Origin of the sequence: Streptomyces sp. NPDC007907 (assembly GCF_042959365.1) — a bacterium.
In the GTDB taxonomy this organism is placed as follows: domain Bacteria; phylum Actinomycetota; class Actinomycetes; order Streptomycetales; family Streptomycetaceae; genus Streptomyces; species Streptomyces indiaensis.
This window is the reverse complement of the sequence record NZ_JBIBKR010000007.1, coordinates 134,055-147,814: the sequence shown is the minus strand read 5'-3', so window position 1 is coordinate 147,814 and position 13,760 is coordinate 134,055. Positions and strand designations below refer to the sequence as shown.

Below are 13,760 nucleotides of genomic sequence, written 5' to 3'. Positions count from 1 at the left end.
TGTTCAGCCCTCCGAGGGGGCGAGGCGCTGAAGTTCGGCCTCGGTCGACTTCAGCAGGTCGTTCCAGGAGTCCTCGAACTTCTGGACGCCTTCCTCCTCCAGCAGCCGGACCACGTCGTCGTACTTGATCCCGAGCTTCTCGACCGCGTCGAGTTCGGCGCGGGCCTGCTCGTACGTGCCGGCGATGGTGTTGCCGCGGATCTCGCCCTGCTCCTCCGTGGCGAACAGGGTCGCCTCCGGCATGGTGTTCACCGTGTTGGGCGCCACCAGTTCGTCGACGTACAGGGTGGGCTTGTACGCCTTGTCCTTGACGCCGGTGGACGCCCACAGCGGACGCTGCTTGTTGGCGCCGGCCTTCTCCAGGGCGCTCCAGCGGTCCGAGGAGAAGACCTCCTCGTACGCCTGGTAGGCCAGCCGGGCGTTGGCGACGCCGGCCTTGCCGCGCGCGGCCTTGGCCTCGTCGGTGCCCAGCGCGTCGAGCCGCTTGTCGATCTCGGTGTCCACGCGGGACACGAAGAACGATGCCACGGAGTGGATCTGCGACAGGTCCAGGCCGCGCTCCTTGGCCTTCTCCAGGCCGGTCAGGAACGCGTCCATGACCAGGCGGTAGCGCTCCAGGGAGAAGATCAGCGTGACGTTGACGCTGATGCCCAGGCCGATGGTCTCGGCGATGGCCGGGAGGCCCGCCTCGGTGGCCGGGATCTTGATGAGCGTGTTGGGCCGGTCCACCAGCCAGGCGAGCTGCTTGGCCTCGGCGACCGTCGCCCGCGTGTTGTGCGCCAGGCGCGGGTCGACCTCGATCGAGACCCGGCCGTCCTTGCCGCCGGTGGCGTCGAAGACCGGGCGCAGGATGTCGGCGGCGTCGCGGACGTCCGCCGTCGTGATCATGCGGATGGCCTCTTCGACGGTGACCTTGCGGGCGGCGAGGTCGGTCAGCTGCGTGTCGTAGCCGTCGCCCTGCGAGATCGCCTTCTGGAAGATCGAGGGGTTGGTGGTGACGCCCACGACGTGCTGCTGGTCGATCAGCTCGGCGAGGTTGCCGGACGTGATCCGCTTGCGCGACAGGTCGTCCAGCCAGATCGCCACGCCTTCCTCGGAGAGGCGCTTGAGTGCGTCTGTCATGGAAATTCCATCTCCTACGTGTCGTATATGAGCGTCAGCGCTGAGCTGCGGCGATCGATTCCCGCGCGGCGGCGGCCACGTTCTCGGGAGTGAAACCGAACTCGCGGAAAAGGACCTTGCCGTCGGCCGAAGCACCGAAGTGCTCCAGGGAAACGATGCGGCCGGCGTCCCCCACGTACTTGTGCCACGTGAGACCGATACCGGCCTCCACCGCGACACGGGCCCGGACGGACGGCGGCAGGACGCTGTCCCGGTACCCCTGGTCCTGCTGCTCGAACCACTCCACCGACGGCATGGACACGACGCGCGTGGGCACGCCGGCGCCCTGGAGCTGCTCGCGCGCCTCGACGGCGACGTGCACCTCCGAGCCGGTGGCGATCAGGATGACCTCGGGCTCGCCGCCCTCGGCCTCGAACAGGACGTAACCGCCGCGCGCGGCGTCCTCGTTGGGCTCGTACGTCGGCACACCCTGACGCGTCAGCGCCAGACCGTGCGGCTGGCCCTTGCCGAACTCCTTCGTCCAGCGCTTGAGGATCTCGCGCCAGGCGATCGCGGTCTCGTTGGCGTCGGCCGGACGCACGAGGTTCAGGCCGGGGATCGCGCGCAGCGACGCGAGGTGTTCGACGGGCTGGTGCGTCGGGCCGTCCTCACCGAGGCCGATGGAGTCGTGCGTCCACACGTACGTCACCGGCAGGTGCATCAGCGCCGACAGCCGCACCGCGTTGCGCATGTAGTCGGAGAACACCAGGAAGGTGCCGCCGTAGATCCGGGTGTTGCCGTGCAGCGCGATGCCGTTCATCTCGGCGGCCATCGCGTGCTCGCGGATACCGAAGTGGATCGTGCGGCCGTACGGGTCCGCCTCCGGCAGCGGGTTGTCCGCCGGGAGGAAGGAGCTGGTCTTGTCGATCGTGGTGTTGTTGGAGCCGGCCAGGTCGGCCGAACCGCCCCACAGCTCGGGGATGACCCCGCCGAGCGCCTGGAGGATCTTGCCGGACGCGGCGCGCGTGGCGACACCCTTGCCGACCTCGAAGACCGGGATCTTCTCCTCCCAGCCCTGGGGCAGCTCACCCTTGGCGATCCGGTCGTACTCGGCGGCGCGCTCGGGGTTGTTGTCCCGCCACTGCTGGTACGCCTTCTCCCACACCGCGCGGGCCGCCTGGCCCCGCTCCAGGGCCCTGCGGGTGTGCGTGATGACCTCGTCGGAGACCTCGAAGGTCTGCTCCGGGTCGAAGCCCAGGACCCGCTTGGTCGCCGCGACCTCGTCGTCGCCGAGCGCCGAGCCGTGCGCGGCCTCGGTGTTCTGCGCGTTCGGCGCCGGCCAGGCGATGATCGAGCGCATCGCGATGAACGACGGCCGGTCCGTGACGGCCTTGGCCTTCTGGATCGCCTCGAAGATCGCGACCGGGTCCAGGTCGCCGTCGGCCTTCGGCTCCACCCGCTGCACGTGCCAGCCGTAGGCCTCGTACCGCTTGACGGTGTCCTCGGAGACGGCCGTCTCGGTGTCGCCCTCGATCGAGATGTGGTTGTCGTCCCACAGCAGGATCAGATTGCCGAGCTTCTGGTGGCCCGCGAGGGACGAGGCCTCGGCGGAGATGCCCTCCTGGAGGCAGCCGTCACCGGCGATGCAGTAGATGAAGTGGTCGAACGGCGACTCGCCCTCGGGGGCCTCCGGGTCGAACAGGCCGCGCTCGTAGCGGGCGGCCATCGCCATGCCGACCGCGTTGGCGACACCCTGGCCGAGCGGGCCGGTCGTGGTCTCCACACCGGTCGTGTGCCCGTACTCGGGGTGACCGGGGGTCTTGGAGCCCCACGTGCGGAAGGACTTCAGGTCGTCCAGCTCCAGGCCGAAGCCGGCCAGGTACAGCTGGGTGTAGAGGGTCAGGGACGAGTGGCCGGCGGACAGCACGAAGCGGTCCCGTCCGACCCAGTCGGCGTCGGCCGGGTCGTGGCGCATCACCTTCTGGAAGAGGGTGTAGGCGGCAGGCGCCAGGCTCATCGCCGTACCCGGATGGCCGTTACCGACCTTCTGTACGGCATCGGCGGCCAGGACACGCGCGGTGTCGACGGACCGCTGGTCCAACTCGGTCCACTCGAGGTCTGTGGTGGTCGGCTTGGTGCTCACCCTGGGTCAGGGCTCCTCTCCACATGTCGGATGCCGGTGTATCGGGGCGCCCACCGGCCGCAGTCGAGCCTACCCCCGCGGGACGTGCGTTTTTTCGAGTCACTCCAGAGTGCCGGGGCTGATCCCGATCCGCCTCCTGACTGGGGCGTACCGCATTCGACAGGTGAATACGGAGCCGCTCATCCGGGTGCTCAATCGAGCTTCGAGGCGCCCTTCCGAAGGCGTTCGCCAACACGAGCCGACCCCCGCGAATGTCCGAGTCTGGGCAACGTCTAAAGTGGCGTGGTACGCGCGAGCCTTTACCGGGACTTCACAGCGGTGAGGCTCGCTGGGATGTCTCTGTAGGGGTGTGCGTGACGGCCGTTGAATCCCGTCCAGCGGGTCTGCTCGGGACGGACCAGAGCCCGGCCCACCGGCCGTTCGGGGCCCGTGTGATGGCCTTCGTGGCTCTCACCAAGCCGCGGATCATCGAGCTGCTGCTGATCACGACGGTGCCGGTGATGTTCCTGGCGCAGCAGGGCGTGCCCGACCTGACGCTGGTGCTGCTGACGTGTCTCGGCGGCTACATGTCCGCGGGCGGCGCCAACGCGCTCAACATGTACATCGACCGCGACATCGACGCGCTGATGGACCGCACCTCGCAGCGTCCGCTGGTCACCGGCATGGTCAGCCCGCGTGAGTGCCTGGCCTTCGGCATCACGCTGGCCGTCGCCTCGACGCTGCTGTTCGGCCTCACCGTCAACTGGCTGAGCGCGTGGCTCGCCCTCGGCGCGCTCCTCTTCTACGTCGTCGTCTACACGATGATCCTCAAGCGGCGTACCTCGCAGAACATCGTGTGGGGCGGCATCGCCGGCTGCCTGCCGGTGCTGATCGGCTGGTCCTCGGTCACGAACTCGATGTCGTGGGCGCCGGTCATCCTCTTCATGGTCATGTTCTTCTGGACGCCGCCGCACTACTGGCCGCTGTCCATGAAGGTCAAGGAGGACTACGCGCGCGTGGGCGTGCCCATGCTGCCGGTGGTCGCCTCCAACAAGGTGGTCGCCAAACAGATCGTGATCTACAGCTGGGTCATGGTCGGCGTCTCGCTCCTGCTCACCCCCCTCGGCTACACCGGCTGGTTCTACACCTCGGTGGCGCTGCTGGCGGGCGGCTTCTGGCTCTGGGAGGCGCACGGCCTGCAGAACCGCGCGAAGGCGGAGGTGACGGGCGCGAAGCTGAAGGAGATGCGCCTGTTCCACTGGTCGATCACCTACGTGTCGCTGCTGTTCGTGGCGGTCGCGGTCGACCCCTTCCTGCGCTGACACCCGGGCGTACGTCACAGAACCCTGCCCTCGCCAGTCGATCTACCGGTGAGTAGCATCCTGGTCATGGCAGACACGCAGCAGGTTGACCCGAAGGCCGAGCGCAAGGTGGCCCGGCTGGCCAAGCAGATCTCCTCCTTCTCCAAGGCCCACGGCGGTGCCGAGGGCCAGGTCGCCTACATCGGCGAGCGCGGCGCCCGCATCGTCCTGGTCGGCGAGGACGGCAACTGGGGCGACCTGGTCGCCCCTTCCTACGAGATCGCCGAGCAGGCGGTGAACACGTCGGGCATTACCCGCCACGAGTCCTTCGACGGCGACTTCGCGGCGAAGGTCAAGACCGGCCGCTACGAGTGGTCGCGGATGGCGGGCATCCAGGTAGGCGGCCCCAAGAACAATTGAGCAGCCGGCCCAGCGGCGCGGAGAACTGCGCGACCAGCCACAACCGGCCCGCAGCCGCCCCGTGTCCCGGACCCCCACCCCTGGGACCGCGACCTCGACCCCGGTTCACCCGTTAGGACCCTTGGAACAGCAGGGTCCACACCGGGAGGCCCGGATGATCGAAACGCCGTCCTTGGTGGACCAGTACTGCCACGGAGTGCTGCGCACGGAGCTGGGCCTCGGCACCTTCGAGGCCCACCTCAGCCACACCGAGGGCCCGCCCGCCCCCGGCACCACCCTCTTCGACACCCAGACCGGCTTCGCCGTGCGGCGCTGGTGCCCGCCCCTGCTCGGCCTCGAACCCCACTGCGCACCCGCCCGCTACCTGGCCCGACGCCGTGAACTGGGCGTCCTGGAGTCTGGCCGCCGCCTCCTGCGCGGCAGCGGCATCACGACGTACCTGGTCGACACCGGCCTCCCCGGCGACCTGACGCAGCCCGGCGAGATGGCCGGTACGGGAGCCGCCGAGGCCCGCGAGATCGTGCGCCTGGAACTCCTCGCCGAGCAGGTCGCCGACACCTCCGGGACCGTGGAGTCCTTCCTCGCGAACCTCGCCGAGTCGGTGCACGCGGCCGCCGCCCACGCCGTTGCCTTCACCTCGGTCGCCGGCGTACGGCACGGCCTCGCGCTGGCTCCGGAGCCGCCCGGGCCGGGGGAGGTGCGCGGCGCGGCCGACCGCTGGTTCGCCGGGCGCGGTGTCGGCGCCGAGCTGAGCGACCCGGTGCTGCTGCGGCACCTGCTGTGGAGCGCGGTCGCCTCGGGGCTGCCGCTCCAGCTGCACGCGGGGCTGGGCGCACCGGGGCTGAGGAACGACCGTACGGACCCGATACTGCTGACGGACTTCGTACGGGCCACCGCCGGCCTCCGCACGGACCTGGTCCTGCTGCACGGCTATCCGTACCACCGGCAGGCCGCCCATCTCGCCGGCGTCTTCCCGCACGTCCACGTGGACTGCGGCGCCGCCCTGGTCCGCACGGGCGCCCGGGCCGCGACGGTCCTCGCGGAGATCCTGGAACTGGCCCCCTTCGGCAAGATCCTCTTCTCCACCGGCGCCCGGGGGCTGCCCGAACTGCACGTGGTGGGCGCCCGCCTGTTCCGTGAGGCCCTGGGGCGGGTGCTGGGCACCTGGGTCGCCGAGGGCGCCTGGTCACTGGCCGACGCGCAGCGGGTCGCCGGGATGCTGGCGTCGGGCAACGCGCGCCGGGTGTACGGGCTCGACAGGCCTTAGGCCTTGGTGAGGGTGGCCGCGGCGGGGGGTCCGGGCAGGTCCACGGCAGCCCCGGGGCGCTCGCGCAGCGACAGCACCACCCGCAGCACCCAGATCCACATCACGGCCGAGCCCAGCATGTGCGCACCGACCAGGATCTCGGGCAGGTCCGTGAAGTACTGGACGTACCCGATGACGCCCTGCGCGAGGAGGATCAGGAACAGCTCGCGGGTGCGGTTCAGCGGGTTCCGCGGCGCGTCGACCGCCTTGAGGACGAACCACAGGGCGAAGGTCAGCGTCACCACGATCCACGCCAGCACGGCGTGCAGCTTGCTGACCGTCTCCCAGTCGACCGGCATCCGCTCGACCTCGCTGGAGTCGCCCGCGTGCGGGCCGGCGCCGGTGACGACCGTGCCGACCAGGATGAGCAGGACGGCTGCCGCGACCAGGAACCACACCAGCTGCTGCACGGCCTTGCCGACCAGCGGGCGCGGCGCCGCGTCGCCCTCACGGGTGCGCTGCCACATCACCGTGGCGACCGCGATGAGCGCGGACGTCGCCACGAAGTGGGCCGCGACCGTGTACGGGTTGAGACCCACCAGCACCACGATGCCGCCGAGGATCGCGTTGCTCATCACGATCCAGAACTGCGCCCAGCCCAGCCGGACGAGGCCCCGCCGGTACGGCTTCTGCGAGCGCGCGGCGATGATCGCCCAGCCGACGGCGGCGCACAGCACGTACGTCAGCATGCGGTTGCCGAACTCGATCGCACCGTGGAAGCCCATCGCGCTGGTGGCGGTGAGCGAGTCGTCGGTGCACTTGGGCCAGGTCGGGCAGCCCAGGCCCGAGCCGGTGAGCCGTACGGCGCCGCCGGTGACGACGATGATCACCGACATCAGCAGTGCGGTCAGGGCCGCGCGCCGGACCGTCCGGGGTTCCGGGGTCCAGCGCTCGGCGATGAAGGCGAGCGGGTTGCGCAGGACGGCCTGGGCGTCGGCGCGGGTCACGTGTGGCACGCGAACCATCGTAGGCCGCTGCTTGTGCATCCGTTCACGAGGGTCCGTCACAGGGCACCGTCCCTACTCCCAGCGGAAGAACTTCCCGGCCGCCGCCAGGCCCACGACCGCCCACACGGCCAGGATCGCCAGGTCGCCCCAGGGCATCCCGGCGCCGTGCTGGAGCACGTCCCGCAGCCCGTCGGACAGCGCCGAGATCGGCAGCAGGCCCAGCACGTCCTGCGCGCCCGGGGGGAACTTGTCCAGCGGCACGATGACCCCGCCGCCCACGAGGAGCAGCAGGAACACCAGGTTGGCCGCGGCCAGCGTCGCCTCGGCCTTCAGCGTCCCGGCCATCAGCAGACCCAGGCCCGAGAAGGCGGCCGTGCCGAGGACCAGGAGCAGCAGGACGGCGACCGGGTTGCCCTGCGGCGACCAGCCGAGGGCGAAGGCGATCACCGTGAGCAGGATCACCTGGAGCATCTCGGTGACCAGGACCGACACCGTCTTCGCCGTCATCAGGCCCCAGCGCGGCAGGGGCGAGGAGGCGAGCCGCTTCAGCACGCCGTAGCGGCGTTCGAAGCCGGTGGCGATGGCCTGGCCGGTGAACGCGGTCGACATCACCGCGAGCGCGAGGATGCCGGGCGTCAGGAAATCGACCGCCTCGCCGGCGCCGGTGTCGACGATGTCCACGGTGCTGAACAGCACCAGGAGCAGGGTCGGGATGACGACGGTCAGCAGCAGCTGCTCGCCGTTGCGCAGCAGCATCTTCGTCTCGAGCGCGGCCTGGGCCGCGATCATGCGGGGGAGGGGCGCCGCGCCGGGCTTCGGCGTGTACGTCCCGGTGCCGGTGGCTGTCATGAACGCAACTCCTTGCCGGTGAGCTCCAGGCTGTGCTTTGCCGGGGGACGACCCCCGGACCCCCGGCCGGCCTCGATGTGCTGCGGAATCATGAACGCAGCTCCTTACCGGTGAGCTCCAGGAAGACGTCCTCCAGGGTGTGCCGCTCGACGGAGATCTTCTCCGGCATCACGCCGTGCTGGGCGCACCAGGAGGTCACCGTCGCGAGCAGCTGGGGGTCGACCTTGCCGACGACCCGGTAGGAGCCGGGCGTCAGCTCGGCGGCCGAGCAGTCGGCGGGCAGGGCCTTCAGCAGGGAGCCCACGTCGAGGCCCGGCCGGCCGGTGAAGCGCAGCGTGTTCTCGGCGCCGCCCCGGCACAGCTCCTCGGGGGAGCCCTGGGCGATGACCCGGCCCGCGTCGATGATCGCCACGTCGTCCGCGAGCTGCTCGGCCTCGTCCATGTAGTGGGTGGTGAGGACGACGGAGACGCCGTCGGCGCGCAGGTCCCGCACGAGGTCCCAGGTGGCGCGGCGGGCCTGCGGGTCGAGTCCGGCGGTCGGCTCGTCGAGGAAGACCAGTTCCGGCCGCCCGACCACGGCCATGGCCAGCGCCAGCCGCTGCTGCTGCCCGCCGGACAGCCGCCGGTACGTCGTACGGCCGCAGGAGCCGAGGCCCAGGCGCTCGATCAGCGCGTCCACGTCCAGGGGGTGCGCGTGCAGTTTCGCCACGTGGCGGAGCATCTCGTCGGCCCGGGAGCCCGAGTAGACGCCGCCGGACTGGAGCATCACGCCGATGCGGGGCCGCAGGTCCGCGGACTGTCCCACCGGGTCGAGGCCCAGGACGCGCACCGTGCCGGAGTCCGGCTTCCGGTACCCCTCGCAGGTCTCGACCGTGGTCGTCTTGCCCGCCCCGTTGGGGCCGAGCACGGCGGTCACGCCCGTCCGGGCCACCAGGTCGAGCCCGTCCACCGCGGTCTTCGTGCCGTACCGCTTCACCAGGGCCTGGACCTGGATCACGGGCTCACTTCGCATGGTTCCAGAGTCTAGGTAGGCCGGTCGGGGCTCAGACCGGCGGGTGCGGGAATTCCTCATCGCGGGGCCGGTGGACCGCCAGCCACCGCTCGGCGTAGGCCACCGCGTCCGCCACCGGGAACAGCCGCACCTCGGCCGCGCCGGCCTTTCCGCGGACGACGGGGCGGTCCCGTTCGAAGTCGTAGCCCAGCTCGTCGAAACGGTCCGAGCTGATCGACACCTCGGTCACCGTCTCCCAGCCGTCCGGCCCCGGCCGGCCGACGGCGACGCGCGGGGACGGGATCCGGTACTCGGCGAGGTGGAAGCTCGTGCAGGAGGCGTAGCCGGCGCCGAGCAGCAGCACCCGGGCGCCCATCGCCTCCAGCTTCGCCAGCGGGCTGCGCTCACCGAGCCGGCAGTCGGGCGCGTGTCCGTCGAGGACCTCCGCCGCCCGGGATCCGAGCGCCGCGAAGGAGGTCTGCGGATGCGCGCTGCGCAGCGCGCCGGGCCAGGTGCGCACGGTCTCCGGGACGACGCCGACCCCGCGGCTGGGCGTGATCCGCGGGTCGTAGGCATGCATGGTGGCGCGGATGGCCGCCCACCACTCCGGGGGTACGGGCGGGTTGCTCCACAGGGCGGGGTCGGACAGGTCGCCGGTCTGGGTGGGGACCACGAGCGTGCCCTCCGGGCCGAGCGCGTCGAGCAGCCCCTGCACGACCGCGACGGCGCCGCCGTTGACCCAGCCGAGGGCGCTGAGCGAGGAGTGCACGAGGAGGGTCTCACCGGGGCGCACGCCCAGCTCTTCGAGCTGCGTCCGAAGCGTCTCGCGGGTGACAAGAGGGCCGGTCGGAGGGGGTGTGGGCATGGTTGTGGAGTGTCCCCGATACGGCTGCCGCCTGCCACCCGTTTGATCGATCAGAGATCGTTTCCGCAGGTCAGATTAGGTTTACCTAAGTGACGTAGGGCACCGTCGCTGCCGCGGGCGCGGCTTGCCCGGTCCGGATGAATTACGCAACAATGGCGTTGTGAAAAACGTCGGCGAGGCACCCCACGAGGAGCTGGCGACCGGGGAGCGGTCCACCCGCAACCGTGTCGCCCGGTCCATCCTGGACCACGGCCCCTCGACCGTCGCCGAGCTCGCCGAGCGGCTGGGCCTCACCCAGGCGGCCGTACGCCGGCACCTCGACGCCCTCACGGGCGACGGTGTCGTGGAGGCGCGCGAGCGCCGCGTGTACGGGGCGCGCACCCGCGGCCGGCCGGCCAAGGTGTTCGCCCTGACGGACTGCGGCCGGGACGCCTTCGACCAGTCGTACGACACGCTCGCCGCCGACGCCCTGCGCTGGATCGCCGACCGCGAGGGCGGCAGCGAGGCGATCGCCGCGTTCGCCCGCGCCAGGATCGCCGCACAGGCCGGCGCCTACCGCCGTGCGGTCGAGGGCGCCACGCCCGAGAAGCGGACCGAAGCGCTGGCCAAGGCCCTGAGTGCCGACGGGTACGCTGCTACGGCGCGCAGCGCGCCCCACCCGCAGCAGGGTGAGCAGCTCTGCCAGCACCACTGCCCGGTCGCCCACGTCGCCGAGCAGTTTCCGCAACTGTGCGAGGCGGAGACGGAATTTTTCGCCGAGCTGCTCGGTACGCACGTACAGCGGCTCGCCACCATCGCGCACGGCGACGGCGTCTGCACGACGTTCATCCCCAAGATTTCCCACAACGCATCTGCAAGCACGGCCGGGAGGAACCCCGCATGACTCTCCCCACGGAGACTGCCCACCCCGAGCTGGAGGGCCTGGGCAAGTACGAGTACGGCTGGGCCGACTCCGACACGGCCGGCGCCTCCGCCAAGCGCGGCATCAACGAGGACGTCGTCCGGGACATCTCCGACAAGAAGAGCGAGCCGGAGTGGATGACCAAGCTCCGTCTCAAGGGCCTGCGCCTGTTCGAGAAGAAGCCCATGCCGAACTGGGGCTCCGACCTCTCCGGCATCGACTTCGACAACATCAAGTACTTCGTGCGCTCCACGGAGAAGCAGGCGGAGTCCTGGGAGGACCTGCCCGAGGACATCAAGAACACGTACGACAAGCTCGGCATCCCCGAGGCGGAGAAGCAGCGCCTCGTCGCCGGTGTCGCCGCGCAGTACGAGTCCGAGGTCGTCTACCACCAGATCCGCGAGGACCTGGAGGAGCAGGGCGTCATCTTCCTCGACACCGACACCGCGCTGAAGGAGCACCCGGAGCTCTTCAAGGAGTACTTCGGGACCGTCATCCCCGCCGGTGACAACAAGTTCGCGGCCCTGAACACCGCCGTGTGGTCGGGCGGCTCCTTCATCTACGTGCCGAAGGGCGTGCACGTGGAGATCCCGCTCCAGGCCTACTTCCGCATCAACACGGAGAACATGGGCCAGTTCGAGCGGACCCTGATCATCGTCGACGAGGGTGCCTACGTGCACTACGTCGAGGGCTGCACCGCCCCGATCTACAAGTCGGACTCGCTGCACTCCGCGGTCGTCGAGATCATCGTCAAGAAGAACGCCCGCTGCCGCTACACGACCATCCAGAACTGGTCGAACAACGTCTACAACCTGGTCACCAAGCGCGCCGTCGCCTACGAGGGCGCGACCATGGAGTGGATCGACGGCAACATCGGCTCCAAGGTGACGATGAAGTACCCGGCCGTCTACCTGATGGGCGAGCACGCCAAGGGCGAGACCCTGTCCATCGCCTTCGCGGGCGAGGGCCAGCACCAGGACGCCGGCGCGAAGATGGTCCACATGGCGCCGAACACGTCGTCCAACATCGTCTCGAAGTCCGTGGCGCGCGGCGGCGGCCGCACCTCCTACCGCGGTCTGATCGAGATCGGCGAGGGCGCCCCGGGCTCCAAGTCGAACGTGCTCTGCGACGCGCTGCTCGTGGACACCATCTCCCGCTCGGACACCTACCCCTATGTGGACGTCCGCGAGGACGACGTGTCCATGGGACACGAGGCGACCGTCTCCAAGGTCTCCGAGGACCAGCTCTTCTACCTGATGAGCCGCGGCCTGAGCGAGGACGAGGCCATGGCGATGATCGTGCGCGGCTTCGTCGAGCCCATCGCCAAGGAGCTCCCGATGGAGTACGCGCTGGAGCTCAACCGGCTGATCGAGCTGCAGATGGAAGGCGCGGTCGGCTGACCCGCCCCCCTCGACAGCAGACGTCCATTCAGGAAAGAGAGCACTACGACAGCCATGGCTGAGGCCCAGAACATCCCCGTGGGATCCACGACCGCGGGCTCGATCGCGGTCGCCGCGGAGTCGACCGTCGCCACCCGCATGAGCGCGCCCCCCTCCTTCGACGTGGCGGACTTCCCCGTCCCGCACGGCCGTGAGGAGGAGTGGCGGTTCACCCCGCTGGAGCGCCTGCGCGGTCTGCACGACGGCACCGCCGTCACCACCGGCAACGGCGTGAAGGTCGAGGTCCAGGTCCCCGAGGGCGTCACCGTCGAGGCCGTCGGCCGCGACGACGCGCGGCTAGGCAAGGCCGGCACCCCGGTGGACCGCGTCGCCGCCCAGGCCTACTCGGCGTTCGAGAAGGCCTCGGTCGTGACCGTCCCCAAGGAGACCGTCCTCACCGAGCCCGTCCGCATCTCGGTGCACGGCGAGGGCGGCACCGCCTTCGGCCACCAGGTGATCGAGCTGGGCGCCTTCGCCGAGGCCGTCGTGGTCATCGACCACACCGGTGACGCGGTGCTCGCCGCCAACGTCGACTACCTCCTGGGCGACGGTGCCAAGCTCACCGTCGTCTCCGTCCAGGACTGGGACGACAAGGCCGTCCACGTCGCGCAGCACAACGCGCTCGTCGGCCGCGACGCCTCCCTGAAGTCGGTCGTCGTCACCTTCGGCGGCGACGTCGTCCGGCTGCACCCGCGCGTTCGGTACGCCGGCCCCGGCGGCGAGGCCGAGCTGTTCGGCCTGTACTTCACCGACCAGGGCCAGCACCAGGAGCACCGCCTCCTGGTCGACCACAACGTCCCGCACTGCAAGTCCAACGTCGTCTACAAGGGCGCGCTCCAGGGCGACGACGCGCACGCCGTGTGGATCGGCGACGTGCTCATCGAGGCCAAGGCCGAGGGCACCGACACCTACGAGATGAACCGGAACCTCGTCCTCACCGACGGCGCCCGGGTCGACTCCGTGCCGAACCTGGAGATCGAGACCGGCGAGATCGTCGGCGCCGGCCACGCCTCGGCGACCGGCCGCTTCGACGACGAGCAGCTCTTCTACCTCATGGCCCGCGGCATCCCGGAGCACGAGGCCCGCCGTCTGGTGGTCCGCGGCTTCTTCGCCGAGCTGGTCCAGCAGATCGGCCTCCCCGACATCGAGGAGCGTCTGATCGCCAGGATCGAGGAGGAGCTGGAGGCGGCGGTCGCATGACCTTCGTACGCGCCTGTGGACTGGGCGAGCTGGAGGAGGACACCCCGAAACGGGTGGAGCTCGACGGCACGCCCCTGTCCATCGTGCAGACCGAGGGCGAGGTGTTCGCTATCCACGACATCTGCTCGCACGCGAACGTCTCCCTGTCGGAGGGCGAGGTCGACGACTGCCACATCGAGTGCTGGCTGCACGGCTCGCGCTTCGACCTCCGCTCCGGCAAGCCCGACGCCCTTCCGGCGACGCGCCCCGTCCCCGTATACCCCGTAAAGATCGAAGGGGACGACGTGCTCGTCTCCCTCACCCAGGAGTCCTGAGGCA

The 13,760-nt window shown here is 70.2% G+C and carries 13 protein-coding genes; 7 read left to right on the top strand and 6 right to left on the bottom strand.

What is annotated here, in order from left to right; translation table 11 throughout:
* Window positions 1-3: 3 nt before the first annotated feature.
* Both tal and tkt read right to left on the bottom strand, forming a co-directional pair.
* The gene (gene tal / locus ACFZDI_RS27965) at window positions 4-1,122 is read right to left on the bottom strand and encodes a transaldolase (protein ID WP_391254072.1); all 1,119 of its coding nucleotides are present in this window, start codon (window positions 1,120-1,122) and stop codon (window positions 4-6) included.
* A gap of 34 nt (window positions 1,123-1,156) precedes the next feature.
* Window positions 1,157-3,244 carry a transketolase gene (tkt, locus tag ACFZDI_RS27960; RefSeq protein WP_391254071.1) on the bottom strand — a complete coding sequence of 696 codons (2,088 nt, stop codon included), beginning with the start codon at window positions 3,242-3,244 and terminating at the stop codon, window positions 1,157-1,159.
* Between the two features lie 347 nt (window positions 3,245-3,591).
* Here tkt and ACFZDI_RS27955 point away from each other — a divergent pair, with 347 nt between their 5' ends.
* The 3 genes from ACFZDI_RS27955 to ACFZDI_RS27945 all read left to right on the top strand — a co-directional run bounded on the left by ACFZDI_RS27955 (window position 3,592) and on the right by ACFZDI_RS27945 (window position 6,211).
* A complete protein-coding gene (locus tag ACFZDI_RS27955) occupies window positions 3,592-4,545 on the top strand; it encodes a heme o synthase (protein WP_234847367.1) in 954 nt (317 codons plus the stop codon).
* Between the two features lie 66 nt (window positions 4,546-4,611).
* Window positions 4,612-4,944: a hypothetical protein gene (locus tag ACFZDI_RS27950; RefSeq protein WP_391254069.1), complete on the top strand. Its 333-nt coding sequence runs from the start codon at window positions 4,612-4,614 to the stop codon at window positions 4,942-4,944.
* A gap of 154 nt (window positions 4,945-5,098) precedes the next feature.
* Window positions 5,099-6,211: an amidohydrolase family protein gene (locus tag ACFZDI_RS27945; protein WP_234850415.1), complete on the top strand. Its 1,113-nt coding sequence runs from the start codon at window positions 5,099-5,101 to the stop codon at window positions 6,209-6,211.
* Here the strand turns inward: ACFZDI_RS27945 and ACFZDI_RS27940 are convergent.
* The 4 genes from ACFZDI_RS27940 to ACFZDI_RS27925 all read right to left on the bottom strand — a co-directional run bounded on the left by ACFZDI_RS27940 (window position 6,208) and on the right by ACFZDI_RS27925 (window position 9,902).
* Window positions 6,208-7,215: a COX15/CtaA family protein gene (locus ACFZDI_RS27940; protein WP_391254067.1), complete on the bottom strand. Its 1,008-nt coding sequence runs from the start codon at window positions 7,213-7,215 to the stop codon at window positions 6,208-6,210. The genes ACFZDI_RS27945 and ACFZDI_RS27940 overlap by 4 nt on opposite strands.
* A gap of 54 nt (window positions 7,216-7,269) precedes the next feature.
* Window positions 7,270-8,046, bottom strand: a complete 777-nt coding sequence (locus tag ACFZDI_RS27935) for an ABC transporter permease (RefSeq protein WP_391254065.1) — start codon at window positions 8,044-8,046, stop codon at window positions 7,270-7,272.
* A gap of 88 nt (window positions 8,047-8,134) precedes the next feature.
* The gene (locus ACFZDI_RS27930; protein WP_234850418.1) at window positions 8,135-9,058 is read right to left on the bottom strand and encodes an ABC transporter ATP-binding protein; all 924 of its coding nucleotides are present in this window, start codon (window positions 9,056-9,058) and stop codon (window positions 8,135-8,137) included.
* Between the two features lie 31 nt (window positions 9,059-9,089).
* The gene (locus ACFZDI_RS27925) at window positions 9,090-9,902 is read right to left on the bottom strand and encodes an AAC(3) family N-acetyltransferase (RefSeq protein WP_391254063.1); all 813 of its coding nucleotides are present in this window, start codon (window positions 9,900-9,902) and stop codon (window positions 9,090-9,092) included.
* 160 nt (window positions 9,903-10,062) lie between these two features.
* Between ACFZDI_RS27925 and ACFZDI_RS27920 the strand changes: the two genes are divergently transcribed.
* From ACFZDI_RS27920 to ACFZDI_RS27905, 4 genes are read left to right on the top strand one after another with little or no spacing between them, the layout of a single operon-like run.
* On the top strand, window positions 10,063-10,785 hold the full coding sequence (locus ACFZDI_RS27920; RefSeq protein ID WP_234850420.1) for a metalloregulator ArsR/SmtB family transcription factor: 723 nt from the start codon (window positions 10,063-10,065) through the stop codon (window positions 10,783-10,785).
* On the top strand, window positions 10,782-12,203 hold the full coding sequence (gene sufB / locus ACFZDI_RS27915; protein ID WP_234850421.1) for a Fe-S cluster assembly protein SufB: 1,422 nt from the start codon (window positions 10,782-10,784) through the stop codon (window positions 12,201-12,203). The genes ACFZDI_RS27920 and sufB overlap by 4 nt, the downstream gene beginning before the upstream one ends.
* 54 nt (window positions 12,204-12,257) lie before the next feature.
* Window positions 12,258-13,442 (top strand): Fe-S cluster assembly protein SufD, encoded by a 1,185-nt coding sequence (sufD, locus tag ACFZDI_RS27910; RefSeq protein ID WP_391254060.1) that lies wholly within the window; start codon window positions 12,258-12,260, stop codon window positions 13,440-13,442.
* On the top strand, window positions 13,439-13,756 hold the full coding sequence (locus ACFZDI_RS27905) for a non-heme iron oxygenase ferredoxin subunit (RefSeq protein ID WP_086561395.1): 318 nt from the start codon (window positions 13,439-13,441) through the stop codon (window positions 13,754-13,756). Before sufD ends, ACFZDI_RS27905 begins: the two co-directional genes overlap by 4 nt.
* Window positions 13,757-13,760: the final 4 nt, after the last annotated feature.